General features: G+C 62.4%; 31 protein-coding genes. 15 read left to right on the top strand and 16 right to left on the bottom strand.

Annotated features, from left to right (window positions below; translation table 11 throughout):
• The first annotated feature begins 43 nt into the window (after window positions 1–43).
• The 4 genes from VVD49_RS05540 to gatB all read left to right on the top strand — a co-directional run bounded on the left by VVD49_RS05540 (window position 44) and on the right by gatB (window position 2,687).
• Window positions 44–451: a gamma-butyrobetaine hydroxylase family protein gene (locus VVD49_RS05540; RefSeq protein WP_327598138.1), complete on the top strand. Its 408-nt coding sequence runs from the start codon at window positions 44–46 to the stop codon at window positions 449–451.
• Window positions 452–470: 19 nt separating this feature from the next.
• Window positions 471–860 carry a hypothetical protein gene (locus tag VVD49_RS05535; RefSeq protein WP_327598137.1) on the top strand — a complete coding sequence of 130 codons (390 nt, stop codon included), beginning with the start codon at window positions 471–473 and terminating at the stop codon, window positions 858–860.
• Window positions 860–1,084 (top strand): hypothetical protein, encoded by a 225-nt coding sequence (locus tag VVD49_RS05530; protein WP_327598136.1) that lies wholly within the window; start codon window positions 860–862, stop codon window positions 1,082–1,084. The genes VVD49_RS05535 and VVD49_RS05530 overlap by 1 nt, the downstream gene beginning before the upstream one ends.
• Before the next feature lie 106 nt (window positions 1,085–1,190).
• Complete coding sequence (gene gatB / locus VVD49_RS05525; protein ID WP_327598135.1) at window positions 1,191–2,687, top strand: Asp-tRNA(Asn)/Glu-tRNA(Gln) amidotransferase subunit GatB; 1,497 nt, start codon at window positions 1,191–1,193, stop codon at window positions 2,685–2,687.
• Window positions 2,688–2,834: 147 nt separating this feature from the next.
• Here the strand turns inward: gatB and speD are convergent, their stop codons facing one another.
• The 5 genes from speD to VVD49_RS05500 form a co-directional block, all read right to left on the bottom strand.
• Window positions 2,835–3,218, bottom strand: coding sequence for an adenosylmethionine decarboxylase (gene speD / locus VVD49_RS05520; protein ID WP_327598134.1), 384 nt, complete (start codon window positions 3,216–3,218; stop codon window positions 2,835–2,837).
• Window positions 3,219–3,226: 8 nt separating this feature from the next.
• Complete coding sequence (locus tag VVD49_RS05515) at window positions 3,227–3,376, bottom strand: hypothetical protein (RefSeq protein ID WP_327598133.1); 150 nt, start codon at window positions 3,374–3,376, stop codon at window positions 3,227–3,229.
• Window positions 3,376–4,875: a DUF4178 domain-containing protein gene (locus tag VVD49_RS05510; protein WP_327598132.1), complete on the bottom strand. Its 1,500-nt coding sequence runs from the start codon at window positions 4,873–4,875 to the stop codon at window positions 3,376–3,378. Before VVD49_RS05510 ends, VVD49_RS05515 begins: the two co-directional genes overlap by 1 nt.
• A gap of 158 nt (window positions 4,876–5,033) precedes the next feature.
• Window positions 5,034–6,044, bottom strand: a complete 1,011-nt coding sequence (locus tag VVD49_RS05505) for an SPFH domain-containing protein (RefSeq protein ID WP_327598131.1) — start codon at window positions 6,042–6,044, stop codon at window positions 5,034–5,036.
• An 84-nt stretch (window positions 6,045–6,128) separates the two neighbouring features.
• Window positions 6,129–6,521: a DUF350 domain-containing protein gene (locus VVD49_RS05500; protein WP_327598130.1), complete on the bottom strand. Its 393-nt coding sequence runs from the start codon at window positions 6,519–6,521 to the stop codon at window positions 6,129–6,131.
• A gap of 198 nt (window positions 6,522–6,719) precedes the next feature.
• Between VVD49_RS05500 and VVD49_RS05495 the strand changes: the two genes are divergently transcribed.
• The gene (locus VVD49_RS05495; protein ID WP_327598129.1) at window positions 6,720–8,231 is read left to right on the top strand and encodes a polyamine aminopropyltransferase; all 1,512 of its coding nucleotides are present in this window, start codon (window positions 6,720–6,722) and stop codon (window positions 8,229–8,231) included.
• A 106-nt stretch (window positions 8,232–8,337) separates the two neighbouring features.
• The gene (locus tag VVD49_RS05490; protein ID WP_327598128.1) at window positions 8,338–9,984 is read left to right on the top strand and encodes an NAD(P)-binding protein; all 1,647 of its coding nucleotides are present in this window, start codon (window positions 8,338–8,340) and stop codon (window positions 9,982–9,984) included.
• A gap of 165 nt (window positions 9,985–10,149) precedes the next feature.
• Here VVD49_RS05490 and VVD49_RS05485 read toward each other — a convergent pair whose 3' ends face one another.
• The 5 genes from VVD49_RS05485 to VVD49_RS05465 all read right to left on the bottom strand — a co-directional run bounded on the left by VVD49_RS05485 (window position 10,150) and on the right by VVD49_RS05465 (window position 13,210).
• Window positions 10,150–10,860, bottom strand: a complete 711-nt coding sequence (locus VVD49_RS05485; RefSeq protein WP_327598127.1) for an RES family NAD+ phosphorylase — start codon at window positions 10,858–10,860, stop codon at window positions 10,150–10,152.
• Window positions 10,860–11,099: a GlsB/YeaQ/YmgE family stress response membrane protein gene (locus tag VVD49_RS05480; protein WP_327598126.1), complete on the bottom strand. Its 240-nt coding sequence runs from the start codon at window positions 11,097–11,099 to the stop codon at window positions 10,860–10,862. The genes VVD49_RS05485 and VVD49_RS05480 overlap by 1 nt, the downstream gene beginning before the upstream one ends.
• A gap of 63 nt (window positions 11,100–11,162) precedes the next feature.
• Window positions 11,163–11,549: an MbcA/ParS/Xre antitoxin family protein gene (locus tag VVD49_RS05475; protein ID WP_327598125.1), complete on the bottom strand. Its 387-nt coding sequence runs from the start codon at window positions 11,547–11,549 to the stop codon at window positions 11,163–11,165.
• 85 nt (window positions 11,550–11,634) lie between these two features.
• Window positions 11,635–12,120 (bottom strand): GNAT family N-acetyltransferase, encoded by a 486-nt coding sequence (locus VVD49_RS05470; protein WP_327598124.1) that lies wholly within the window; start codon window positions 12,118–12,120, stop codon window positions 11,635–11,637.
• Between the two features lie 118 nt (window positions 12,121–12,238).
• Window positions 12,239–13,210, bottom strand: a complete 972-nt coding sequence (locus VVD49_RS05465) for a sigma-54 interaction domain-containing protein (RefSeq protein ID WP_327598123.1) — start codon at window positions 13,208–13,210, stop codon at window positions 12,239–12,241.
• A 484-nt stretch (window positions 13,211–13,694) separates the two neighbouring features.
• On the opposite strand from VVD49_RS05465, the gene metX reads away from it, so the two are divergent.
• The 4 genes from metX (at window position 13,695) to VVD49_RS05445 (ending at window position 18,399) form a co-directional block, all read left to right on the top strand.
• A complete protein-coding gene (gene metX, locus VVD49_RS05460) occupies window positions 13,695–14,825 on the top strand; it encodes a homoserine O-succinyltransferase MetX (protein WP_327598122.1) in 1,131 nt (376 codons plus the stop codon).
• Window positions 14,826–14,828: 3 nt separating this feature from the next.
• Entirely contained in the window at window positions 14,829–15,431 is a 603-nt protein-coding gene (gene metW / locus VVD49_RS05455) for a methionine biosynthesis protein MetW (protein WP_327598121.1), read from the top strand.
• 172 nt (window positions 15,432–15,603) lie between these two features.
• Entirely contained in the window at window positions 15,604–17,478 is a 1,875-nt protein-coding gene (locus tag VVD49_RS05450) for a B12-binding domain-containing radical SAM protein (RefSeq protein ID WP_327598943.1), read from the top strand.
• Window positions 17,479–17,601: 123 nt separating this feature from the next.
• On the top strand, window positions 17,602–18,399 hold the full coding sequence (locus VVD49_RS05445) for a substrate-binding periplasmic protein (RefSeq protein WP_327598120.1): 798 nt from the start codon (window positions 17,602–17,604) through the stop codon (window positions 18,397–18,399).
• Between the two features lie 98 nt (window positions 18,400–18,497).
• Here VVD49_RS05445 and VVD49_RS05440 read toward each other — a convergent pair whose 3' ends face one another.
• Window positions 18,498–18,797 (bottom strand): hypothetical protein, encoded by a 300-nt coding sequence (locus VVD49_RS05440; RefSeq protein WP_327598119.1) that lies wholly within the window; start codon window positions 18,795–18,797, stop codon window positions 18,498–18,500.
• Between the two features lie 278 nt (window positions 18,798–19,075).
• Here VVD49_RS05440 and cysT point away from each other — a divergent pair, with 278 nt between their 5' ends.
• The 4 genes from cysT to VVD49_RS05420 are packed head-to-tail and all read left to right on the top strand — an operon-like array spanning window position 19,076 to window position 22,919.
• On the top strand, window positions 19,076–19,912 hold the full coding sequence (cysT, locus tag VVD49_RS05435; RefSeq protein WP_327598118.1) for a sulfate ABC transporter permease subunit CysT: 837 nt from the start codon (window positions 19,076–19,078) through the stop codon (window positions 19,910–19,912).
• The gene (gene cysW / locus VVD49_RS05430; protein WP_327598117.1) at window positions 19,912–20,859 is read left to right on the top strand and encodes a sulfate ABC transporter permease subunit CysW; all 948 of its coding nucleotides are present in this window, start codon (window positions 19,912–19,914) and stop codon (window positions 20,857–20,859) included. The genes cysT and cysW overlap by 1 nt, the downstream gene beginning before the upstream one ends.
• Before the next feature lie 3 nt (window positions 20,860–20,862).
• Window positions 20,863–21,984: a sulfate/molybdate ABC transporter ATP-binding protein gene (locus VVD49_RS05425; protein WP_327598116.1), complete on the top strand. Its 1,122-nt coding sequence runs from the start codon at window positions 20,863–20,865 to the stop codon at window positions 21,982–21,984.
• On the top strand, window positions 21,981–22,919 hold the full coding sequence (locus VVD49_RS05420) for a CysB family HTH-type transcriptional regulator (RefSeq protein WP_327598115.1): 939 nt from the start codon (window positions 21,981–21,983) through the stop codon (window positions 22,917–22,919). Before VVD49_RS05425 ends, VVD49_RS05420 begins: the two co-directional genes overlap by 4 nt.
• 82 nt (window positions 22,920–23,001) lie before the next feature.
• Here VVD49_RS05420 and VVD49_RS05415 read toward each other — a convergent pair whose 3' ends face one another.
• From VVD49_RS05415 to VVD49_RS05395, 5 genes are all read right to left on the bottom strand, one after another.
• Window positions 23,002–23,235, bottom strand: a complete 234-nt coding sequence (locus VVD49_RS05415) for a hypothetical protein (RefSeq protein ID WP_327598114.1) — start codon at window positions 23,233–23,235, stop codon at window positions 23,002–23,004.
• Between the two features lie 16 nt (window positions 23,236–23,251).
• On the bottom strand, window positions 23,252–23,659 hold the full coding sequence (locus tag VVD49_RS05410; protein ID WP_327598113.1) for a VOC family protein: 408 nt from the start codon (window positions 23,657–23,659) through the stop codon (window positions 23,252–23,254).
• Between the two features lie 68 nt (window positions 23,660–23,727).
• The gene (locus VVD49_RS05405) at window positions 23,728–24,210 is read right to left on the bottom strand and encodes a helix-turn-helix transcriptional regulator (protein ID WP_327598112.1); all 483 of its coding nucleotides are present in this window, start codon (window positions 24,208–24,210) and stop codon (window positions 23,728–23,730) included.
• Entirely contained in the window at window positions 24,194–24,805 is a 612-nt protein-coding gene (locus VVD49_RS05400; protein ID WP_327598111.1) for a hypothetical protein, read from the bottom strand. Before VVD49_RS05400 ends, VVD49_RS05405 begins: the two co-directional genes overlap by 17 nt.
• 45 nt (window positions 24,806–24,850) lie before the next feature.
• Complete coding sequence (locus VVD49_RS05395; protein WP_327598110.1) at window positions 24,851–25,276, bottom strand: Lrp/AsnC family transcriptional regulator; 426 nt, start codon at window positions 25,274–25,276, stop codon at window positions 24,851–24,853.
• A gap of 142 nt (window positions 25,277–25,418) precedes the next feature.
• Here VVD49_RS05395 and VVD49_RS05390 point away from each other — a divergent pair.
• The coding region (locus VVD49_RS05390; RefSeq protein WP_327598109.1) for an ornithine cyclodeaminase at window positions 25,419–26,138 on the top strand (720 nt) is incomplete at its 3' end.

Genomic DNA, 26,138 nt, shown 5'->3' with positions numbered 1-26,138 from the left:
TCTTGAAATAAAGCGCCTCATCAAGCACCCACACGGAAACACCATGGCCGGTCTCGATAGCAACACCCCCATCCCCACCGAACTGCGCCTGCACCAGCAGTCGCGCCTGCTCGAAGTACATTTCGATAATGGCGTCAGCGCGCAGCTGAGCCATGAGCTGTTGCGCGTCCATTCGCCCTCTGCCGAGGTGCGCGGTCATGGTGCCGGGCAGGAAGTCTTGCAGACCGGCAAGCGGAACGTGGCCATCACAGCCATCGAGCCGGTGGGCAACTACGGCGTCAAGCTGGTGTTCTCCGACGGCCACGACTCCGGCATCTACAGCTGGGATCACCTCTACCTGCTCGCCACGCAGCACGAAAAGCTGTGGGCAGACTATCTGCAGCAGCTCGAAGCGGCGGGAGCCAGCCGCGACATCGCCACGCCACCACCGGCGCCGCGCGGCTGCCATTGAGCGGGGTCACGCGAGTCTGATGAACATCGCCATCGAATTCCATGACTCGCAAGTAAATGCCGTCCAGCCCGGCACGGATGGACTGCATATCGCCTTCTCGTCGGCTTTTGCACATCGCTCGGGCGGCGAGCCTGGCGATGCCGACAGCGGCTATGTCCGCCCCGTCGAGATACTGCTGTCCGACGCAACCTGGGTCGGGCCGCTGAATGAATGCGTGGGCAAATTGGCGAGCGGCAAGCTCGCAGTCGCAGGTGAAGAACTCGCCATCCTTCCGCTGCCCTCTGAATTCACAGGACAGATCGCGCTGGAGCTGGCCTTCAGCAATGGCGCCACGCTGACCACCACTGCAAAGTCCCTGGTCGTACGCTTTTCAGGTGAACCACATTTCGTCGAGTCGTTTTTCTGCTGATGAAAAAACGGGCGACAGGTATCTCGCTGTGTCTCGTTGTACTGGCGGCCCAGGCGGCCCCCGCTCCCTGGTACCAGTGGAAGAGCAAGCTCAACGGCAAGATCGCCTGCATGCAGACTTCGCCCGGCGACGGCTGGGAACGCGATGGCGGGCCCAAGGCCCAGGCCTATCCGGATGCACGCTGCGTCACCAACTCAAGCTCTTCTGCCACGACACGTCGATAAGCGATGCAGCAGTGGCCGCCATGCCGCTGTAAAATGGCCGACTTCGCGCAGACTCCCCGGAATCTGCGCTCCGGAATCCCCAAGTCACATTTAATGAGTACCTGACATGCGCAGCGATTGGGAAGTTGTCATCGGCCTGGAAACCCACGCCCAGCTCAACACCGTCTCCAAGATCTTCTCCGGCGCCAGCACCGCCTTCGGTGCCGAGCCCAATGAGCAGGCCAGCGCGGTGGATATCGCCCTGCCCGGCGTGCTGCCCGTGCTCAACCACGGCGCCGTGGCGCGCGCCATCCGTTTCGGTCTGGCCATCGGCGCCGAGATCGCGCCGCGCTCCGTCTTCGCGCGCAAGAATTACTTCTACCCGGACCTGCCCAAGGGTTACCAGATCAGCCAGTACGAGCTGCCGGTCGTCGTTGGCGGCACCTTGACGATCCAGGTCGGCGAGGGCGACAAGGCCTACTCCAAGACGGTGAACCTGACGCGTGCCCACCTCGAGGAAGACGCGGGCAAGAGCCTGCACGAAGACTTCCAGGGCCAGAGCGGCATCGACCTGAACCGCGCCGGCACGCCGCTGCTCGAGATCGTTACCGAGCCCGACATGCGCTCCTCCGCCGAGGCCGTGGCCTACGCCAAGGCCCTGCATTCGCTCGTGCAATGGATCGACATCTGCGACGGCAACATGCAGGAAGGCTCGTTCCGCTGCGACGCCAACGTCTCCGTGCGCAGACGAGGCGCGGAGAAATTCGGCACGCGCCGCGAGATCAAGAACCTCAACAGCTTCCGCTTCATGCAGCAGGCCATCGACTACGAAGTGCAATGGCAGATCGAACAGATCGAAGACGGCCACGCCATCCAGCAAGCCACCGTGCTGTTCGACCCGGACACCGGCGAGACGCGCGCCATGCGCAGCAAGGAAGACGCGCACGACTACCGCTACTTCCCCGATCCAGATCTGTTGCCGCTGGAAATCAGCGCCGACTGGATCAGCCGCGTGAAGAGCGAGATGCCGGAATTGCCGGAAGAAAAGCGCCAGCGCTATCAACGCGAGTACGCAATGGTCTCCTCAGACGCACAGGTACTTACAAGCTCATTGGGAATGTCTCGTTACTTTGAAGACACATTGGCAGCACTCCGAAGCATTCCTGGCATTCCGTATGGCACACAAGCTCCCGACGTAGCCAACGCAAAGCATGTCCAGAACTGGGTCATCAATAACATCGCATCCAGTCTCAACAAGGAGCAACTGGAGATCGAAAATTCAAAGGTTTCTCCTACTCAGTTAGCCGGCCTTCTCGCTCGTGTATTCGACAACACCATATCAAGCAGCGCTGCGAAGAAAGTTTTCGAAGCGCTGTGGAACGGCGAAGGCAAGGATGCCGACAGCATCATCGAGACGCAGGGTCTGAAGCAGGTCACCGACGCCTCCGCCATCGAGCCCATCATCGACGAAGTGCTCGCCGCCAACGCGAAGAACGTCGAGGAATATCGCGCCGGCAAGGAAAAGGCTTTCAACGCGCTGGTCGGTCAGGTCATGAAGGCCAGCAAGGGCAAAGCCTCGCCCGCGCAGGTCAACGAGCTGCTGAAAAAGAAACTCGACGCCTGAGTTTCGGCGCACGATTGAAAAGGCCGCTTTCGAGCGGCCTTTGTTTTGTAGGTCGGAAAAGCACAGCGCCTTCCGACATCCGGGCTCGCAAACAATCATGACGCGCGTTTGGGTGCCTGATGTCGGAAGGCGCTGCGCTTTTCCGACCTACGACGACACTGCGCCGCGATCCTGGCGCTTTACCGAGTGCGATCCTGCGGCCAGCGCTGCAGCAATATGCGTTGTCGCCCGCTCCGGCTGCGCATCACCACACATGAACACGTCCACCGCCGCGTAGCCATGCTCCGGCCAGGTGTGGATGCTGATATGCGATTCGCGAAGTAACAACACACCGGTCACGCCCATGCCGGCGCCGAAGTGATGGAAGTGCGCGTGAATGGGCGTGGCACCTGCCAGCCGTGCAGCCTCGCGCAGGATGATTTCGATCTCCTGTGTGTCGCCCAATAGCGCTGGCGAGACCTCATGCAGATCGAGCAGAAGGTGCTGGCCGAGTGCCCGGCCCAACGCAATCGGATTCATGCGCGAGTTCATTTGTGGACTCATTTATGAAATGAGCCGCCGCCGGAGCCCCCGTAGCTGGAGCCCCCCCAGCTGCGATAACTGCTGCCCCCGCTTCCCGAGCCGCCATTGATGGCAGTCGTGGCAATGGTCACAACGATGGCATAGACGATGTACAGAAAGCGCCACATCAGTCGTCATCTCCATCACTGTTGCTGGCGAACTTCAGGACCGGAAACCACAGCGCGACCAGGCCCAGTATGGGGATCTCGATACTGTCGAACCCGTTCCTGAAGAGGAACGGCAGGTTGAGCAGGACAATGAGGGCGGTGAAGATCCAGGCCACCTTGCGTAGCTGGCTGCCGGTATCGCCACTGTCGGCGGCCAGCGAGGCGGCACGCTCGCGCGGCAAAACGGCAGCCTGGCTCGCCTTGCCGAACCAGCCGAGCACATCGCGCGCCGCAACGCGCTTTGCCAGACTCCAGTTCAGCTCGCTACTGCTGCGCTCTGCCGTCAAGGTCATGATGCCTTGCTTGTAGTCGCTAACACTCACCCGGTCGCCAATGTGCACGCGCCAGTTGAAGGCGCCTGCGGCCCAAGTGACTTCCGAGCCGTAGTCGTAAAGCTTGCTGAAGACCTGGCCGCGCAAGCGCAGCTGGGAACCGCCTGCCGCTTCCGGCCATTCATCAAGCACGGTGACAAGATCCCAACCCTCCATGCTCTCGACGATCCACTGGAAACCCTTTTGCGGGTTGTGCAGCAGGTACTCGACCCACATCGAGGACTCTTCACCCGTCTCACGGCACTCCATCAGGCCGATCAGCGTCCACTCGGCACCGCCGATTTTCGCCACGTCGCCGAGCACCAGCGTCGTCGTGCGTTGCTCCAGCTCCTCGTTCTTTGCCAGCACTTCCACCTGCCCGGCGCGCGCACCGACTTCGGCGTGGCAAGTCTGGCAAACGAGGTGCTGGGCGAGGCCGGGACGGTAGGCAATCGAGGCGCCGCAATTCGGGCACTCGAGATTCGCAGTGCTGCCGCGCAGCTTGCCCGCGCTCTGCAGGATCTGCGTATCCTCGCGCAGCAGCTGACAGGCCATGCTCTCCAGCGTGACCGCCTTGCCGGTGTAGATGACCGGCGTCGCACCATCCGAGTAATCCAGCGTGACGAAGCGCTGGCCGTTGCGGTAGTCCGCAAGCTTCGCCTCCCAGCCCTCGCCGACCTTGAACGGCAGCTCACCCTGACCGCCCGTGCAGCGCGCCGTGCGTACATCGGCAGCGATGTAGCCGACATTGTCGAAAGACAGGCGACCGCCCGGCTGGATGCGCTCGAAGACCGGCACCTCGCGCGGTACGTTCGTCGACTGGACGGTCAGTGTGTACTTGCCCGAGGCATCCGACAGCCAGCACGCAGTACCGTCATCGAACAGCGCGTACCACTCGTTCCAGTAGCCATCCGCGTACTCAAGCTGGATGCGTCCGACCACGCCGAAGCGCTTGCCTTCGAACATGCCGCTGGTATTGATCTGGATCGGCGAGTAGTCCTCCAGCACGGCCGACATCTTGCCGATGTCGCGCACCGCGTCCGCATCGCGCAGCAAAGTGCTCTGGCAATAGCCGCACACCGCCATGACCGAAGCGGCCGAGCGGAACTGGACGGGTGCTCCGCAGCTGGGGCAGGCGACTTGATACATGCGTTAGTTCGGAGTTCTTCGCGTCGAGTGAGTGCGGCGTGGTTTGCGTAGGGTGGGTTCGCGAAGCAACCCACCATCGTCAGCGGACGGCGGTGGGTTGTCGCTTTGCTCCGAACCCACCCTGCACAACCCGCACGGAATAATGCTGCGCGCTTGGGTCAGCCAATCAGCTTCTTCAGGATCTCCGCCTTCGCCGTGTCGTAGTCGGCTTGTGCGATGAGGCCCTTGTCGAGCATGCCCTTGAGCTTTTCGAGGCGCACTTCTGGTGCGTCGCCCGCAGGCGCAGCAGCTGCGCCTGCGCCCGGATTCAGGCTGGATCGCATCGTATCGGCCATGATCTGGCCCACGCCCACGCCCGCCGCCAGCCCGGCACCAAGGCCCGCAATGCCACCTTCATTCTGCGCAGCCAGCGGAATGCTGCTGGCCACCTGGTACTGCGTGAACTTGCCGAGGTCGCCCATCATGCCCATCGAGATGCGCGTGTCGATGGCCTTCTGCAGTTCTTCCGGCAGCGAGATGTTCTCGACGGCGTAGTTGTCGAGCGCGAGGCCGTACTGATCGAACACCGGCGTCATGTGTTCTTTCATCTTCGTCGACAGCAAGGCCTGATTGCCGGCCATGTCGAGGAAGGGCAGCTCGGCACTGCCCAGCGTTGACGTCATCGTCGACACGACGAGATTGCGCAACTGCTCTTCGAGCTGGTCACGCGTGTAGGTTTCGCGCGTGCCGCTGATCTCCGTGTAGAACTTCTTCGGGTCGGTCAGCTTGTACGAGTACATGCCGAAGGCGCGCAGGCGCACCATGCCGAAATCCTTGTCGCGGATGGTGATCGGCTGTGGCGTGCCCCATTTGCGCGCGAGCTGGATGCGCGTGCTGAAGAAGTAGAGATCGGACTTGAAGGGCGACTCGAACAGCTTGTCCCAGTTCTTCAGGTAGGTCAGCACCGGCAGGGTCTGCGTGGTGAGCTTGTACATGCCGGGGCCGAACACGTCGGCGACCTTGCCTTCATTCACGAACACCGCCATCTGCGAATCGCGCACGGTGAGACTGGCGCCATTCTGGATTTCCATGCCGTCCATGGGGTGACGCCAGGCGAGCACGTCATCGCTGTCCTCCGTCCATTGCAGGACGTCGATAAACTGTTTCTTGATGAAATCGCCCAGACCCATGATGGCTCTCCTTACCGGCAATGATGACGCGGCGGGAATACCGCGTCGTGACAAAAGTGGATTGCGAGGTACTGCGTCAGAACTTTACGACAGCGCAGCCGCGTTGATGATGCCGACGACCAGCGACACAACGCCCATGAGACCACCCATGGCGACGTTATTGTTCTCCAGTGCTGCATTGAGATGCGGCAGCAGGCGTGCGACGACGGCATAGGCAATGACCTGCACGGCAGCACTGCAGGCAGCCCAGAACAGGAACATCGCGAAGGTGTCGTTGTGCAGGATGCTCGATGCCACCGTCAGCGCGAAACCGAACGTCGCACCGCCAAGCGAGAGCGCCGCCGCGACGCCACCGTTGCGGATCAGGTATAGCTCGCGAAATGGGGTGACGTGCAGGTAGACGGCCACAAAGACAGCCACCACGCCCAGCCCGGCAAGTAGATGAATCAGGTATGCGCTTAGTTGTTGTAATAACATCTGCCGTCTCCGTTGCCATGCGCCTTGAATGCCGTCGCAGCGTAACAAGCGGGCATGGGCGGTGCAAGCGTGTGCCGATGAAATGTACCAACGGGCAAGCGCGTAAGCCGCCGTCGCGGGAATGACGATTTCGGTCGCGTGTTCCCGGGGATCCGGGTTCAACGAGCGCGACATCAGTTCAATACAAAGTAGCTGCACATGCGTGATCGCGTCCTGATCCTCTCCGTCTTCGTTGTCGCCTCTTGCGGTCTCGCCTACGAGCTCATTGCTGGCGCCCTGGCGAGCTACCTGCTCGGCGATTCGGTGCTGCAGTTCTCATCCATCATCGGTTGCTACCTGTTCGCGATGGGTGTCGGCTCGCATCTGTCGCGCTATGTGAAGGATGAAGATGCGCTGGCACGCTTCATCGATGTGGAATTACTGGTCGGCGTCGTCGGCGGTCTGTCCGCGACCATCCTGTTCTCGATCTTTGCGTGGGCCTCAGCGCCCTTCCGCACCGTGTTGTATGCGCTGGTGTTTTTCATCGGCATGCTGGTCGGCATGGAGATCCCGCTCGTCATGCGGGTGCTCTATGGCCGCAAGGCCGAGTTACGCGAGATGGTCAGCCGCGTGCTGACATTCGACTATCTCGGCGCGCTGGCAGTGTCACTGCTGTTCCCGCTGGTGCTGGCGCCACGACTTGGCATGGCCCGCACGGCGCTGGTGTTCGGACTGCTCAATGCCGGCGTGGCGCTGTTCACTGCACAGATATTCGGCAAGGAGCTGCGTGGCAAGCGCGGCATCCACCTGCGCGGTACGGTCGTGGTCGCCGTGTTGATCGGTGGACTGGCGTTCTCTTCGCGCTTGACCCATTGGGCCGAGCAAAGTGTTTTCGGCGACCAGATCATCCACGCCGAGACGACGCCTTACCAGCGCATGGTGGTCACGCGCTGGCAAGACGACCTACGCCTCTACCTGAACGGCAACCTGCAGTTCTCCACACGCGACGAGCATCGTTATCACGAAGCGCTGGTGCATCCCGCCATGCAATCCCTGCCCGGCGCACGCCGGGCTCTGGTGCTGGGAGGTGGCGATGGTCTCGCCGTGCGCGAGCTACTCAAGTACAAGCAGCTGGAGCATGTCACCCTGGTCGATCTTGACCCGGCGATGACGAAGCTGTTCTCGACGTCGGAAGCACTGACCGCCATCAACCGGCATGCCCTGACCGACCCACGCGTCAAGGTGGTCAATGCCGATGCGGGCCAATGGCTGGAGACGGACACAGGCGCCTACGATTCCATCATCATCGACCTGCCCGATCCATCGAACTTCGCGCTCGGCAAGCTCTACTCGGTGCCGATGTACCGCCTTGTCAGCAAGCACCTTGCAGAGCATGGCTACGTGGTCGTGCAATCAACCTCGCCCTACTTCGCGCCACATGCTTTCTGGTGCGTGGTGGCGACCTTGAAAGAGGCCGGCTTCTACACCTGGCCGTATCACGCCCATGTGCCTTCCTTCGGCGAGTGGGGCTTCGTGCTGGCAAGCAAGCAGAACAACTTCACGCAGCCCGAGCGCTATGCAGTGCCGCTGCGCTTTCTCGACGCATCGAGCACGCGCGAGATGTTCCACTTCCCGCCGGACATGGTGGCGCCGGACGTCGAACCGAATCGCCTCAACAACCAGTCGCTGGTGCACTACTTCGAGCAGGACTGGCATCGGGTGATCCGTTGATGCGGGCAACGCGAGAAACCCCGCCCGTCATCCCGGCGAAAGCCGGGATCCAGTACCGAACGCCCGACCTGGATCCCGGCTTTCGCCGGGGTGACGATGATTTTTCGTGGGTACTACCCTCGTAATGGATCGCCGTCAGTTTCTCGCCGCGAGTGCTGCGAACCTGCTGTCAGGCTGCGACCGCTTGCCCTGGCAGGCGCCACCAGTGCGCATCCTCATGCCGGGCATGGCCGAAGGTCACCTGCTGCGCGATGCGGCGAAGCTGCCACCGCCCTCCGGCGATATCGACTGCGATGTCGCCATTCTCGGCAGCGGCGTGGCGGGTATTGCAGCAGCGTGGCGTCTGGCAAGGGAGGGGCGACGCAACATCCTGATGATCTCGGGCCCCGAACCTGATGGCAATGCGGCCGGGGCAAGCATGGCGGGGCAGGCCTGCCCGACCGGTGCGCACTACTTGCCGCTGCCGTCCATGGAGTCGCGCCATGTACGCGAGATGCTCGCCGATGTCGGCGTCATCACGGCAGACGCTTTCAGCCAACTGCCGGAGTTCGATGAGCGGATCCTCGTTCACCCGGAGGCAGAACGTCTGCTGCGCGCCGGCAAGTGGTACGAAGATCTGTTGCCGGAGCAGGCCAGCTCCGACATGGAGCGGGCAGAGCATCAACGCTTCCTGCGCCACATCGAGCACCTCAAGACCGCAACGGGGAGCGACGGCAAGCGCGCTTTCGCAATGCCGATCGCGCTGTCTTCACAGGACGAGACCTGGCGCGCACTTGACCGGCTGAGCTTTCGCGACTGGCTCGCGCGCGAGGGCTATCGTTCGGCGCCACTGCACTGGTATGCGAACTACGCCTGCCGCGACGACTACGGCACGGACTATCAGCACACCTCGGCCTACGCAGGCCTGCACTACTTCGCCAGCCGGGCGGGCGAAGCGCGCAATGCGGAACCCGGCACCGTACTCACCTGGCCGGACGGCCTGCAGGGACTGGTGCGTGCCCTGCGCGGCAGGATCGCCTTCGGCACCCGGCTGGACGACGAGCATGCGCCACGTCAGATGGCAGGCTTCGCTGCACGAGTACAACTCCGCAACAAAGGTATCGAAGTGCTGGTCGTACAGCCGGCGTCGGGCGACAGCCCGCTGCGCAGCATGCGCGTACGCGCACGTCATGCCATCTGCGCCATGCCGCTGCACGTCGCGACACATATCGTCGAGGACATGCGCGGCTTCGGCTTCGATCCTGCCATGCATCAGCCGCAGAACGCGCCGTGGATGGTCAGCAACTTCCTCATGCGGCGCTTTCCCGAGGAGCGCGGGGCCGCGCAGCTCGCCTGGGACAACGTGGCGTACGAGGGCAAGGGCCTCGGCTACGTCGTCGCCACGCACCAGCTGATCCGCGTCGCCAAGCCGGAGCAGACGGTCTTCACCGCCTACAACGCCTTGAGTGATGATTCGCCGCAAGACGCGCGGCGCTGGCTTCAGACAGCTTCGCCCGAGGCCTTGCTGGAGCGGGCTGCGGGCGACCTGCATCTCGCCTACGAACGTTTGTGGCCTTACGTCGAGCGCGTGGACATCACCCTGCGCGGCCACGCCATGGCCAGCCCGCGACCCGGCTACCTGAGCAATAAAGGCCTGCTAGCGCTGCGCGAAGTCGATGGCCCGCTGCAGTTCGCGCACAGCGATCTGTCGGGCTATTCGGTATTCGAAGAAGCAGCCTGGTGGGGCGACGTGGCGGCGAAGCGGCTTTTGTAGGAGCGGGCCATGCCCGCGACCACCCGGCTTGTGATGCAACCCTGACCTTGTGTAGGTCGGAAAAGCAAAGCGCCTTCCGACATCCAGATGCACAAACACGCCCGCGCCTCTTGGGCAGCCTGATGTCGGAAGGCGCTTTGCTTTTCCGACCTGTGACAACAGCCGCTAACGCCAGTCCTGTGTCGCGAAGCTCATGGTCTCCGATTCGCGCCGCCACACCACTTGCTGTCGCGTAGCGGTAAGCCACCAGGATTGCGTGAGCGGCTCGGGCTTGCGGCGCGCAAAGCCCTCCGGCGTCAGCAATGCCGCACACCAACCCTGCTGCGGATCGCGCACCGAGGCATAGACGATGGCTTGCAACTTCGCCTCTCGCGCGGAGCGTGCCAGCGCCTGGGTGGCGCCGTAGTCACGCGCGGCGGTCCATGCGGCAGCCTGTGCGTCGAAAGGCGGCTCACGCAGATCAATGCATATGGCATTCACCTTGGCGCGAAAGGCCGTGTGCAGCACAGGGCCAACCTGCTGCAACGCCGGGCTGTCGAGCAGGAAGCGCCAACGCCAGTAGCCCAGTTCGGCCGCCGCCGTACCCATGTTGGGTGCCCCGTAGAACACGCCCGGATCGGTACTGCTGCGAAAACGCGAACCTGCCGGATAGGGTGGATAGCGGAACGGGCTGGCCAACAGATAGTCCAGACCGGTCGTGCCGAGGGGCAAGGGTGGCTTGCCTTGTTCGAGCAGGATCTCGAGGACATCCTGCTCCGCTGCACTGTCGACCAGTTTCATCGTGCTCGCCACGTGTTGCGACTCGACCATGCGCCACAACGTAGCACGCAAGGGGCGGCCCAGCGCACCAAGCGCGGCGGCATCGAATGACGCCATCAACGCTTGATGGCTCGCAACAGGAAGATCAGCACGATGGCGCCGACCGTAGCAGTGACGATGCTGCCGATCAGGCCGGTAGACGCCAGCCCGAGCAGGCTGAACAGGAATCCGCCCAGCAACGCACCGAGCACGCCGATGACGATGTCACCGACGACACCGAAACCACCGCCCTTGACGATTTTGCCGGCCAGCCAGCCGGCGACCAGACCAATCAGGATGAACCAGACGAATTGCATGATGAACTCCTCGGGATGGATTTCAGACTGCAGGGGGACGACTGCGTGGCGGACGTATCGCGTTCAGATCCGTGCGCGCGACGCATCCAGATACTGCACAACCCGCACCAGGCCTTCAGTGGCCTGCATCAACTCGACAGGCTTGCCTGCCAGCGCGAGATTCTCACCATTGAGCCAGGTTCGCGCCGCTTCCTGCGTGCCGACAATGGAGTCAAGAGAACGGAACAGGCGTACCAGCAATACGGCGAATTCCCATTCCTTGCTATCGGTCTGCAAGCGATAGCGCCCGGCCACCAGCCGTGAAGCGGTTGCCGCGCTGACGCCCAGCACTTTGGCCAGCCTCGCCTGCGACAGGCCAAGTTGTTCGGCAGTGCGTACCACAGCTTTCGACAGCACCGTTGCGGGCTCCGACGCCTGTTCTGCAGCAGACCTGATTTCAGCGTTCGTCATGATTTTTCCTGATTTCCTCAGAAATATAGATCACATATTGATTCTGTGGAAATTATTTCTGCAGATCTGCAAGAGTTACCGGAACTCAATCGAGCAGTTTCTGCAGGAACACGGCGCTGCCCGCAGCCGGGTCGAGCGCGTAGGGCGCAAAACCAAAACCAAGATAGGCCGACATGGCGACCGCATTGCGGTCGAGCACCTCCAGCGTCAGCTTGCAGCAGCCCCGCGCCCTGGCCTGCGCCTCGGCCGCAGCCAGCAGCGCCCGGCCGATACCCTTGCCGCGATGTTCGCGCCTGACGGCGAGATCATGCACATTCAACAGCGGCCTGGCAGCGAAGCTCGAGAAGCCTTCGAAACAGTTGATGAGGCCAACTGCTTCACCCTCCAGCCAGGCCAGATGCGCAAAGTAGTCGGCGCGCAGACGCAAGGCCTCGACCAGATGCGTGCGGGCATGCACCGACAGGCCCGTGCCACCGCCCATGGGGTCGCGCGCGTAGTGATCAAGCAGGTCGATCAAGGCGGAGGTATGCGAGGGCTCGTGGAGATCGAGCGGAGAAATATGCAAGGACATACCGCCATTGTATTCAGGCCTCGCCCGTGCAGGCGCCGCAGGAACTGTGGCCAGATCGTCAGTGAGATGAGGGGCATTCCTCGATCACAGCCCCGCAGCCGGAATTGCGAACAGCCCCTCAGGCCGTACCGAACAGGTCGCGATCAATACCGTGCTTCTTGAGCAACTTGCCCAGCGCACGCCGCTCCTTGCCGGCGAGCTGCGCGGCACGCGTGACATTGCCACCCGTCTCTCGCAGCAAGTGCGACAGATATTGGCGCTCCCATGCACTCATGGCCTCGTGACGCGCATCGTTGAACTGTACGGGCCCGGCCTTCGGCCGCACGCCACTCGCCTGCCAGCCCTCGGGCGCCAGCCGCAGCTCGGCATCCTGACCCAGCAAGGTCTGGCGATGTACGAGATTGTCGAGTTCGCGCACATTCCCCGGCCAGGGATGAGCCTCGATCCATGCGAGGCTATCGGCGTCAAAGGGACGCACTTTCATGCGGTAACGTGCGGCATGCCGCTCGGCAAAGTGCTGCGCCAGCAACAACGCGTCACCCGTGCGCTCGCGCAGCGGCGGCATCTCGATGGACAGTACGTCGAGGCGGAAGGCGAGGTCAGCGCGGAAGCTTCCTTGCTCCACCATCTCCTGCATGCGGGGGCTGGCAGCCGCCACGATGCGCACGTCACCCGCCACATCGCCAGAAGCGCCCAGCGGGCGGAAAGTCTGGTCCTGCAGGAACCGCAAGAGCGCGGCCTGTGCACGCATCGGCAGGGAATCCACTTCATCGAGAAACAGCGTGCCGCCACGTGCCGCTTCAACCAGGCCGGCACGGCTCTGGCGCGCATCGGTGAACGCACCACGCTCATGGCCGAACAATTCGCTTTCGATCAGGGTGTCGGGCAGGGCGCCACAGTTGACCGGCACGAAGGGCGCTGCCGCGCGCGCGCTGAGGTAATGAATGGCGCGCGCCGCCAGCTCCTTGCCTGTGCCGGTCTCGCCCGTCAGCAGGACCGGCGCATCGAAGCGCGCCAGACAGGCGATGGTGTCGAGCACCCGCGCGAAGACGGGTGAAGCGCCAAGCATGTTCGGTACGACAGCAGCCATCGGAACCCCCGTCTGGGAAGAGCAAGCCCTGCTGTAGCACCACGCTGCCCGGACATCTGGCGCAGTCTCGGTGGTCGTTACGTCAGGTGATATTTCGTAAGAGGTTCTCTTTATAGCGCAGAGAGATTGTTAATTTATGTGTGCAAAAGGGCAGTCAATCAAGGCATCCGGAGAAATAAAAAAGTCCGCCGCCACGACAGGCTTTCACACCCCTGCAGGCGCAATCGGTTTGCTGTCGACCACGCCCCGGTTTCTCTCTCATCCACGTCTTTCTGGCGGCGTCCTTTTTCCTTCCTGCATCTGCGGGCGCCCTGCACTGGTTTGACAACAGGCAGCTCAGGCGTTAGTTTCCCAACTGCGCCAATTTGACTCAGCTTGCGGGCGCTTTATAAATATGGCTAAAGCGAGTGGGAGCGTATCCGCCAGCCCAGTCGCGCAGACCTGCCGACTGGGTTTTTGCTTTTCTGGTTCCCTGCTTTCCGACATGACGACATCCGCTTCATCCATTGGCATCGTTGCGCCACAGCGCGCGCATTTCGATACGCCGTTGTCACTTAAAAGTGGCGGTGTATTACCCGCCTACGATCTGGTGTACGAGACCTACGGCACGTTGAATGCCACGGCCAGCAATGCCGTGCTGGTCTGTCATGCTCTCTCCGGTTCACACCATGTCGCCGGTGTGCATGCGGACAATCCGAAGAGCGTCGGCTGGTGGGACAACCTCGTCGGCCCCGGCAAGCCGCTCGATACGGACAAGTTCTTCGTCATCGGCGTGAACAACCTCGGCGGCTGTTACGGCAGCACCGGCCCGATGTCGATCGAGCCGGCGAGTGGCAAGCCCTGGGGCTCGCGCTTCCCGTTCGTGACGGTCGAAGACTGGGTGGATTCGCAGGCGCGCCTTGCAGACCTGCTCGGCATCCAGCAATTTGCAGCCGTGCTCGGCGGCAGCCTCGGTGGCATGCAGGCACTGGACTGGACATTGCGCTATGCCGATCGGGTACGTCACGGCATGGTCATTGCCGCCGCGCCAAAATTGTCGGCCGAGAACATCGCCTTCAACGAAGTTGCGCGTCAGGCCATCCTCAGCGACCCGACCTTTCACGGCGGCGATTACTACGAGTACGGCGTCGTGCCCGTCAGCGGTTTGCGTCTGGCGCGCATGCTGGGCCACATCACCTATCTGTCGGACGATGCGATGGCCGAGAAATTCGGTCGCCGCCTACGTCACGGCGAGCACCAGTTCGGTCGCGGCGTGGATTTCGAGATCGAGTCCTACCTGCACTATCAGGGTGACAAGTTCGCCGGCTTCTTCGATGCCAACACCTACCTGCTGACCACCAAGGCGCTCGACTACTTCGATCCTGCCTACGCCTACGACGGCAATCTGCAGGCAGCGCTAGCGCGCGCCAAGGCAAAGTTCTTCATCGCGTCGTTCACGACCGACTGGCGCTTCTCGCCAGCGCGTTCGCAGGAGCTCGTATTCCCGCTGATGCACAACGGGCTGGACGTCACCTATGCCGAACTCGACAGCGCGGCCGGCCATGATTCCTTCCTGCTCGACGATCCGCACTACCATGCCGCGATGCGCGCCTACTTCAATAACATCGAGGTCTGAGACATGGTGCAACTGACACAGGATCTGCGTTTCGACTTCGACGTCATCACGCGCTGGATCACACGCGGCGAACGCGTGCTCGACCTTGGCTGCGGCGACGGCGACCTGCTCGCCCACCTCATCGCCGAACGCGGCGTGAAAGGCTACGGCATCGAGCGCGACGTGGAGCACGTCGTGGCCTGCATCAAGGCCGGCATCAACGTGCTGCAGATCGATCTCGAGAAGGGCCTTGCCGGCTTCGAGGACGCGCAGTTCGACCACGTCATCATGAGTCTCTCGCTGCAGGCCGTTCACAATACAGATGGCATATTGAGCGAAATGCTGCGCGTCGGTCGCGAGGCGGTCGTGAGCTTCCCGAACTTCGGCTACTGGCGCCATCGCGTATCGATCGCCGAAGGCCACATGCCGGTCTCCGACATCCTGCCTTTCGAGTGGTACAACACGCCGAACGTGCGCTTCTTCACCATGGCCGACTTCGAACTGCTGTGCCAGAAGCGCGGCATCAGCATCCTGCAGCGCGTCGCGTTCGACGAGGATCGCGAGATCACCACCGATCCGAACAACTACGCCAGCGTCGCGATTTACCGCCTCGGCCGCACCGCCTGAGCGCGGGCAAGACACGCTCGCAGCAACCATCCTCCGCAGCCAGCCAATGAGCAAGCCGTTCCGCAATGCCGATGGTTCATTTACGCTGCATGACGAGCGTACGCAACCTGCCGCCCCAATAGCGGGCGCGTCTGCGGACAAGCTATTGCGCGTGCTGTCCGTCATCCCGCCGATGACGCAGCTCAACACGCCCTACCCATCGACGGCCTACCTCACCGGCTTCCTGCGTTCGCGCGATGTAGACGCCGAGCAGGAAGACCTCGCGCTGGCCTTGGTACTGCGCCTGTTTTCCGTCGAGGGTCTGCAGGAAATCCGCCAGCAGATCGAGACCTTGCCGGAGCGGCGGCGCACGCCACTGGTACAAACCTTCCTCGCGCAGTTCGAGCGCTACCTGTCGACCATCACGCCCCTCATCGGCTTCCTGCAAGGGCGCGACTCCACGGTGGCGCATCGCATCTGCAGCCGCAACTTCCTGCCCGAGGGATCACGCTTCGCATCGCTCGACGAGTACATCGACCCGGATGGTGGTGACCCGCTGGCCTGGGCTTTCGGTGCGCTCGGCATGCAGGATCGCGCGCGACACCTCGCGACGCTATACCTGAACGATCTCGCCGATGTGCTGCGCGAAGCGATCGATCCGCGTTTCGAGTTCGTGCGCTATGCCGAATCGCTGGCGCAGAGCCAGCCGACTTTCGACCCGCTGGCGCGCGCACTGGCTGCGCCGCGCAACCTCGTCGACACCACGCTGCATGCGCTCACACTGCAAGCAATCGAGAAGCACGCACCGCAACTCGTGCTGATCTCCGTGCCTTTCCCCGGCGCGGTGTACGCCGCCTTCCGCATCGCGCAGAGCATCAAGGCACAGAACCCGGACATCGTCGTCGGCCTCGGTGGCGGTTTCGTGAATACGGAACTGCGTGAGCTCTCCGACACGCGCGTCTTCGATTATTTCGACTACGTGACGCTGGACGATGGCGAACGGCCGCTACTGGCACTGCTCGATCACCTGCACGGCAGGCGCACGCACGAACAACTGGTGCGCACCTTCCTTCGCGAAAAGGACAGCGGGCTGGTTCGCTACATCACAACCGATGAGTCCGACGTGGCCTTCGCCGAAGTCGGCACGCCGACCTGGGACGGCCTGCCGCTCGACAAGTATCTGTCGCTGCTCGACATGCTCAACCCCATGCATCGCCTGTGGTCGGACGGGCGCTGGAACAAGCTCACGGTGGCGCACGGCTGCTACTGGAAGAAGTGCAGCTTCTGCGATGTGAGCCTCGATTACATCTCGCGCTACGAAGGCGTTGCCGCGACGACGCTGGTGGATCGCATCGACACCATCATTGCCGAGACGGGGCAGACCGGCTTCCATTTCGTCGATGAAGCCGCGCCGCCGAAGTCATTGCGCGCGCTGTCGGAAGAGCTGATCCGGCGCAATCGCTCGATCTCGTGGTGGGGCAATATCCGCTTCGAAAAATCCTTCACGCCAGACCTGTGCCGGCTGATGGCGGAGAGCGGCTGCATTGCCATTTCAGGCGGGCTTGAAGTCGCTTCCGACCGCCTGCTCAACCTGATGAAGAAGGGCGTGTCAGTCGACCAGGTGGCGCGCGTCACGCATGCCTTCACCGAAGCCGGCATCCTCGTGCATGCCTATCTCATGTATGGCTTCCCGACGCAGACAGTGCAGGACACGGTAGATGCGCTGGAATACGTGCGCCAACTGTTCGAGGCCGGCTGCATCCAGTCCGGCTTCTTCCACCGCTTCGCCTGCACGGTGCATTCGCCGGTCGGCAAGAATCCGGAAGAGTACGGCGTGAAACTCGTGCCGCTGCCGCCGATTTCATTTGCCACCAATGATGTCGACTTCATCGACCCGACCGGTGTCGATCACGACGCGCTCGGCAAGGCCCTCAACAAGGCGCTGTACAACTTCATGCATGGCATCGGCCTGGAAGAGGATGTGCGCAGCTGGTTCGGCGGCCGCGTGCCACGCACGCGCGTGCCGCGCAATTTCGTCGAACGCGCACTGACGGCGCGCCAGCACTGATTCGCATTTCGGAACTACCGTCAGTCATGACGTTGGCACGTTTCAGCCCGGGCTATCTATACTGACAGGCAGCAAGGCACGGTGGCGAAGAACACCGGCCGTCGACCCAGGGACACCCAAACCATGCTGCGAAAACTCTTCGCGCTACTGCTCGTCATGTCCGGCTTGACCACGCTGCCCTGCACGGCAGCCGATATCACCTTGCGACTGGCTGCGGGCACGACCGGCAATCACAGGTACTACCACGCACTCCTGACCGAGGCCCTCAAGGCCGCGGGTCACAAGGTCACGGTCGAAGTCTATGAGAATCTGCCGCAGACACGCATCCTGGCCTACCTCGACATAGATCGGCTGACCGCGCACTGGATGCTGCAGACGCCTGAGCGCGACACACTGTACACACGCGTCGACTTTCCCCTGACCCAGGGGCTGATCGGCCAACGCGTGCTGTTCGTGCCCAAGGGCACGGAAGGCATCTATGCCAACGTCAAGGATCTCGCTCAATTCCGCGAACTCGGCAAGACCGCCGGGCTCGGCAAGGGCTGGTTCGATGTCAGCATCTGGGAGGCCAACAAACTGTCCTATGTCGAACAGGCCGGCGAGTGGCGACAGTTGTTCAGCATGCTGGCGGCGCAGAATCGCGGGGTGGATTATTTCCCACGCGGCGCCAGCGAGATCGGCGCCGAGGCACTGCTGCACCCGGAGCTGGCCATCGAGCCCAATCTGCTGCTCGTGTATCAACGCGACTTCGTGTTCTACCTGTCACGCGGCAATGCCCATCTCAAGCCCGTGATGGAGGCGGCGCTGCGCCAGGCCGAGAAGTCGGGGCTGCAGAAGCGCCTGATGGAGGAGCATTTCGGCAGCGCCTTGCAGCAGTTGAACCTGGACAAGCGCGTGCGCCTCAAGCTGCTCACGCCTTGATGGCAATAGCAGCCTGACCTGCACCCGGCACTTCCAGGCAGCGCTCCACGCGGCAGACTGGTGGACGCCGGCCGGCAGCGGCGTCGAGAGCAGGGCGATCAGCCCGCTGGTGGTAAAACCGTGTAGCCGTGTTCGTGCAGGTAGGTGATGGCGCGCTGGATATTGCGCACCTCCTCCTCTTCCGGCTCGCCAGCCTGTTCGCCGCGATCATTGCTCAGGCTGCGCCCCTGCTCGGCGAGCCAGGCGCGGATGTTGGCAATGCTCTTGCGCCCGAGACCAGGCACGCGAATCAGCCGCCCGTAATCCAGCCCTGCCACGTCATCAATCGAAACGTGGCGCTTGTCCAGCGCAACGCGCAGGGCGTTGAGTTCGCGTGTGCTCAGACATCGCATGCCCATGCCTGTCTCCTTGCAGACCAATCAGACCCTGCATGCTAAAAAACCCCGCCTCCAGCACCAACGCTTTTGTTTTCAGATGCTTATCCGACTTCGCGCATAGCGATCGATGTGGCTGGGCGCCCGGCCATCTATTGCACAAATTCGAATAAGCAGAGAATGTTTTATTGGTTATTTTTCTAAGGGCCGGCCTCTAGACTCGCGCTTTTCGTATAAGGATTGCTCGAAATGTGCGTTTCCAGGCACGTCACAACGCCTCGGCCCGTCGGGGGGCGACCAGCATGAGCGCAGCACGCAAAACCAATGTGTTGCCGGGCTTCAACCTCACGCTGGGCTACACGCTGGGCTATCTGTCGCTCATCGTGCTGATCCCGCTGGCGGCGATTTTCCTCAAGACGACGGAAATGACCTTTGACCGTTTCTGGGAAGTCGTCACCGCGCCGCGCGTCGTCGCCTCGTACAAGCTGAGCTTTGGTGCCGCCCTGCTGGCCGCCGCCATCAATACGGTTTTCGGCTTCCTGCTTGCCTGGTCGCTGGTGCGCTACCGCTTCCCCGGCAAGAAGCTGGTCGACGCGCTGGTCGATCTGCCGTTTGCGCTGCCCACCGCCGTGGCCGGCATCGCGCTGTCGACGGTGTATTCACCCAAAGGCTGGATGGGCGCCCTGCTGGCACCGCTGGGCATCAAGATCGCCTATACGCCGGTTGGCGTGCTCGTTGCACTGATCTTCATCGGCCTGCCCTTCGTGGTGCGCACGGTGCAGCCGATTCTCGAAGACCTCGAGACGGAGCTTGAGGAAGCGGCAGCGAGCCTCGGTGCGCAACGCTGGGTGACCTTCCGCACGGTCATCTTTCCACTGGTACTGCCGGCGCTGCTGACCGGTTTTGCACTGGCCTTTGCCCGCGCTGTGGGTGAATACGGTTCGGTGATCTTCATCGCCGGCAACATCCCGCTGGTTTCCGAAATCACACCCCTCATGATCATCACCAAGCTCGAACAATATGACTATGCCGGTGCCACGGCGATCGCCGTCGTGATGCTTCTGGCGTCCTTCTCCCTGCTCTTCATCGTGAATGGCCTGCAAGCCTGGTCAACACGCCGCATCGGGAGGAACGCGTAATGGCCGGCGCAGGAGGATTGCACGTTCATTCGGCGGCAAAGCACTACGAGGACAACCCGGCGACCAGCGAGGCGCCCTGGCTGAAATGGACCATCGTCGGCATCTCGCTCGCATTCTTCGCCCTGTTCCTGTTGCTGCCACTCTTCGTGGTGTTCTCGGAAGGCCTGAAGAAGGGCTGGGAAGCCTACTTCGCAGCGATGATCGACGACGACGCGTTGTCCGCGATCCAGCTCACGCTGATTGCCGCGGCCATTTCGGTGCCGCTCAACCTGGTCTTCGGTATCTCGGCCGCCTGGTGTATCGCCAAGTTCGATTTCCGCGGCAAGCAGTTCCTGACCACGCTGATCGACCTGCCATTCTCGGTGTCGCCTGTCGTGTCCGGCCTGATCTACGTGCTGATGTTCGGTGCGCAGGGCTGGTTCGGCCCATGGCTGCAGGAGCATGACATCAAGATCATCTTCGCGATTCCCGGCATCGTGCTGGCGACGATCTTCGTCACTTTCCCGTTCGTGGCGCGTGAGCTGATTCCGCTGATGCAGGCGCAGGGCAAGGAAGAAGAGGAAGCCGCCATCGTGCTCGGCGCCAATGGCTGGCAGACCTTCTGGCATGTGACGCTGCCGAACATCAAGTGGGGCCTCATCTACGGCGTGGTGTTGTGTAACGCACGTGCCATGGGCGAGTTCGGCGCCGTGTCGGTGGTGTCGGGCCACATCCGCGGCTACACCAACACCATGCCGCTGCACATCGAGATTCTCTACAACGAGTACAAGCTGTCGGCCGCCTTTGCGGTGGCCTCGCTGCTGGCGATGCTGGCCCTCGTCACCCTGGTGATCAAGACCTGGGTCGAGTGGAAGGCTTCGCAAACTTCAAGCGATTCGGAAAAACAGGATTTGCCTGCCGTACTGCACACACTGAGTGCCTCGGCGACAACAGGTTCAGGAGCTTAAGACATGAGCATTACCGTCAATAACATCAACAAACGCTTCGGCGATTTCGTCGCCCTCGACAACGTGTCGCTGGATTTCCCGAGTGGCGAGCTGGTTGCCCTGCTGGGGCCGTCAGGCTGCGGCAAGACGACCTTGTTGCGCATCATCGCCGGCCTCGAATCGGCCGACAGCGGCGCAGTGCTGCTCGAAGGTGAAGACGCCTCGGCCACGCACGTGCGCGAGCGCCAGGTCGGCTTCGTGTTCCAGCACTACGCACTGTTCCGCCACATGACGGTGTTCGACAACGTGGCCTTCGGGCTGCGCGTCAAGCCGCGCCGGGAGCGTCCGAGCGAGAGCGTAATCCGCAAGAAGGTGCACGAGCTGCTGGGTCTCGTCCAGCTCGACTGGCTGGCAGACCGCTTCCCGTCGCAGCTCTCCGGTGGTCAGCGTCAGCGTATTGCTCTGGCACGTGCCCTCGCTGTCGAACCGCGCGTGCTGCTGCTCGACGAGCCCTTCGGCGCACTCGACGCGCAGGTGCGCAAGGAGCTGCGTCGCTGGCTGCGCCGCCTGCATGACGAGCTGCACATCACCAGCATCTTCGTCACCCACGATCAGGAAGAAGCGCTGGAAGTTGCCGACCGCGTGGTGCTCATGAACAAGGGCCACGTCGAACAGGTCGGTACGCCGGACGAGGTCTATGACAGCCCGGCCACACCTTTCGTCTATGGCTTCCTCGGTTCGGTGAACCTGTTCCACGGCCGTGTCGATGGCGAGCACGTCAACCTCGCCGGGCATGCTCACCCGCATGCCGAAGAGCTGTCGCACGGCGCCGAAGTGATCGCCTTCGCACGTCCGCACGAGCTCGACATCGTGCATGATGCCCCCGGCGTCGAAGGCATCGCAGCCACGGTGGTACGCATTCTCAATTTCGGTGCGACCTCACGCGTCGAACTGCAGGGCGCCCCTGGCAGTGGCGTGCCCGAGCATGTCGAAGTCGAGGTGAGCCGCGTGCGCGTCCGCGAACTGGCCCTTGCCGAAGGCAATCGCGTGCGTCTCGTGCCCTCGCAACTCAAGGTATTCGAACAAAGCAAGAGCGCCGCGCCGGCAACTTCACAAGGCGCGGCGGCACAAGGAGCCACACAGTGAACTTCCAGCAACTCCGCATCATTCGGGAAACGGTTCGACAGAACTTCAACCTGACCGAAGTCGCCAATGCGCTGTTCACCTCGCAGTCCGGCGTCAGCAAGCACATCAAGGACCTCGAGGACGAGCTCGGTATCGAACTCTTCATCCGTCGAGGCAAGCGCCTGCTCGGCCTCACCGACCCGGGCAAGGAGCTGGTCGGCATCGTTGAACGCATGCTGCTCGACGCACGCAATATCAAGCGTCTCGCGGAACAGTTCTCGCAACGCGACGAGGGCAAGCTGACTGTCGTCACCACCCACACGCAAGCACGCTACGTGTTGCCACAAGTGGTCACGCGCTTCAAGCAGGCCTATCCGAAAGTGCACCTCGAACTGCACCAGGCCAGCCCGGCAGAAATCGTCGCCATGCTGCAAGCCGGCGACGCTGACATCGGCATCGCCACCGAAGCGCTGGAGAACCAGCCTGACATCGCGACCTTCCCGTTCCACCGCTGGCATCACAGCGTCATCGTGCCGGAAGACCATCCGCTGACCAAGGTCGGTGAGCTGACCCTTGAAACCATCGCCGAGTATCCGCTGATCACTTATCACGAAGGCTACACAGGTCGTGCACGCATCGACCAGACCTTCGCCAAGGCCGGGCTCGCGACCGATATCGTGATGTCGGCGCTCGATGCGGACGTCATCAAGACTTATGTCGAGCTGCAGCTCGGTGTCGGCATCGTCGCCTCGGTCGCTTTCATCCCCGATCGCGACAAGGGCCTGCGCCTGCTCGACTCCGAACATCTGTTCGAGGAAAACACCACGCGCATCGCCGTACGCCGTGGCCACTACCTGCGCGGCTTCGCCTATGCCTTCATCGAGTACTGCTCGCCCGAGCTGACCGAGACGAACGTAAAGCCGGTGATTACGCCGAGTCGCGACGCGGAAGAGTAGTCTGCATTCGCTGCATGGATGTACGAACGGCCGGGGCCAACACCCCGGCCGTTTTTCTTCTGGCGAAAAATTGCGCGAGCCTTTATGAGGCGCCGCGCCCTCTCGCGAGGTACGGCAGTGCAAACAGGTACAGGCCCGTGAGCAGGAGCAGCGCCAACGGGAGCAGGGGGGAATAGGTGAGCCAGGCTGGCGGCTCGCCGCGAGCTCGTGCAGCGAAGTTGGCGATCACGGTCAGCGTAAAGGCGATGGACAGCCAGCGGTGCGTCTGGCGGGTCCAGCTTCTTGCGCTGTGCGGCTTGTTTGATAGGGCGCTCATGGCGATCCCGCCCGCCTCAGCGGCGCGCCTCGATGATCTTCCAGCCGTTCCCCGACGGATCGCGGAAGCCTGCGTCCACCGTGCCATAGCGCTCCACCGGCTCCTGCGTGAACTCGACGCCCGCCGCACGCAGGCGCTCGCACGTAGCCCGGCAGTCATCCACCGCCAGCACCAGGGGCGGCATCGCCCCTTTGGCAAGCAGGGCGCGCAAGGCCTGCGCCGTCGCCGCGTCATGCACCGGCGGCCCCGGCGTGAAAAGACCGAGCTGGAATGACGCCTGCTCCGCGTGCTGCACCGTCAGCCAGCGATAGTCGCCATTGCGCACGTCCGCCACGACGCGAAAGCCGAGCTTGTCCACATAGAACGCGAGCGCTTCATCCTGATCGCGCACATACACACCTGCTACCTGAATTCCCTGACTCATTGGACCTCCGTGGTTGAGAGCCTGTCGATACCCATCCGGCAAATCATGGTCACGGATGCGAACTGGCCCTAGGCCTCATTTTTAGCGTCAGCGATGCGACGTCGCTTCTCCAAAACTGCGGTAATGAGATCGGGCCGCTGCGCAGCGCTGAGAATGCAGGCGGGCACGCAGCCCGCTTCACTCGCCGCGGCACGCACGAGCTGCCTGACCACGCTCGGCTTTTCGCCGGTGATGTCGCGGAAAATCCGCCCGAAAGTGCCCAGGCTGTGCCAGCCCGTCTGGAAGGCGATTTCAGTGATGGGCAGATCGCTGTCGCGCAGCAGCGCCACGGCCCGCTCGATGCGCCGGGTGAGGAGATAGCGATGCGGCGGTACGCCGAAGGCCTCCTTGAACGAGCGTGCGAAGTGCGCTTCCGACACATGACTGACACGCGCCAGCCGCCCGACAGGCCAGTCCTCATGCGACGCCGCATCCATGCGGTCCTTCGCGCGCAGAAGACGGCGCAATAGCTCGGGGTTCTGGTTCGGGCCGGAATCAGGTGGTGCTGGCATCTGACGACCTTTGCCGGATTTTTTCGAGTCGTTCATCGAGATCCTGAATGGATGCAAGGGACTGCGCGTCGTCACGGAAGTCATCGAACCTGCGCGTGCGCAGGACCTTGATGATCGGCGAGCGCCTGCCACCCGGGTTCTCCCCCCAGTAGAGCCGCAGCAGGCCATGCCGGATCGATGCAAACAAGCTGGCTGCGCCACGAGCGATGGGCCCTCGCAGCGGGAGTGACATTTCCGACGGGTCTTCGATGGCAAGATCCATGAACAGATCACCGTAGTAATGAATGCGGATGCTTCGGTCAGACAGCGGCCAATGCTCGTTGATCAGGAACGAGGCGTAGGGCACGAGCAGGCCTGCCGTGGCGATCAGGTCGAAGTGCGCGTCGAGCAGGAGAAAGTCGTTCGACTCCTCGAACGGGCAATCCTGGGAAGTGACCAGCAGATAGCCCTCTGCACAGCGATATTGCGCTTCGATGAGATAGCCGGGGATCTTCCTGCCGGTATCGATGCCATTGCAATACAGCCGAGTGAGCTTCGGCCAGTCCTTGTATTCCCCGTCATGCTTTTCCAGGGAGAGAATCGAGATCGCTTCCATCGCCAATGGCTGTCCTGATCAAGCAGCGGCGGTCGGCGCATGGCGCTACGACAGCCGATACGTCTCCAGATGAATACTCGTCTCGGTATTGCTGATGCCCTTGATCAGGCGGATACGCTCGAGAACCTGGGCCAGCTCGGCGAGATTCTGCGCGCGTAGTTCGGCGAGCAGGTCCCAGCGCCCGTTGGTGCCATGCAGGGTAGCCACACCGGGTTCGCCGAGGAGGCTGGCGATGACCAGGCGCGCCTCGTTGCCTTGCACGGCGATGCCCATCGAAGCCTTGATTTCGTTCGGTTGCGCATCCGGCCGCAGGCGCACGGTGTAGCCGACGATCACGCCGGCATCCTCGAGCCGGGCGATGCGGTTGCTCACCGTGCCGCGCGACACGCCGAGTTTCTGCGCCAGCGTGGCAACGTTGGTACGGCAATCCGTTCTCAACAGTGACAGCAGTTTCTGGTCGGTAGCGTCCATATCCGGTCTGCGATCTGTCAGATCGTCAATTTATCTTGGCGAAACGTCAGTTTTCTGACTATTACTACAAGATATTGACGATTTGAATTGACTTGTCAATGGACCACACTTGATTCATGGCTCGCGCATACGAGGTGAGAACATGAAATCCGCACATCGGCACTCCAGATCACGCTCGCTGGATCGTTTTGCCAACACCCTCTTCCTGAGCGCTGCCGACATCACGCACATCGTTGCGTGCAAGGGTCTGGCCCCATGCCTGTCGGGCATGGCCGACTACATTCGCGACGACTTCCTGCGCTGGCCCGATTTCGAGAAATCGGCGCGCACGGCCAGCCATTCACCGGAGGGCGTCATCGAGTTGATGCCGGTGGCAGACGCTCACAGCTATTCGTTCAAGTATGTGAATGGCCACCCGACCAACTACCGCTTCGGCCTGCCGACGGTGATGGCATTCGGCGTACTGGCCGATGTGCAGACCGGCCTGCCGCAACTCGTCAGCGAGCTGACCCTGACCACGGCACTGCGCACCGCGGCCACCTCCGCGCTGGCCGCCCGCGTGCTGGCGCGCCATGGCAGCCGCACCATGGCCTTGATCGGCAATGGCGCACAGAGTGAATTCCAGGCACTGGCGTTTCATCATCTGCTGGGTATCGACTCGCTGCGCCTCTACGACGTGGATGCAGCAGCCACGGCCAAGCTTGTGCGCAACCTGAGCGATCTGCAAGACGGAGGCATGCGGATTGCTGCGTGCAAGAGCGTGGCTGAAGCAGTTGATGGTGCCGACATCGTTACCACCATTACCGCCGACAAGACGCGCGCCACCATCGTGACGCCCGAGATGATCACACCCGGTATGCAT

The organism is Uliginosibacterium silvisoli, from assembly GCF_036017035.1.
Classification (GTDB): Bacteria; Pseudomonadota; Gammaproteobacteria; order Burkholderiales; family Rhodocyclaceae; genus Viridibacterium; species Viridibacterium silvisoli.
This window is presented reverse-complemented; position numbering and strand designations above follow the sequence as displayed.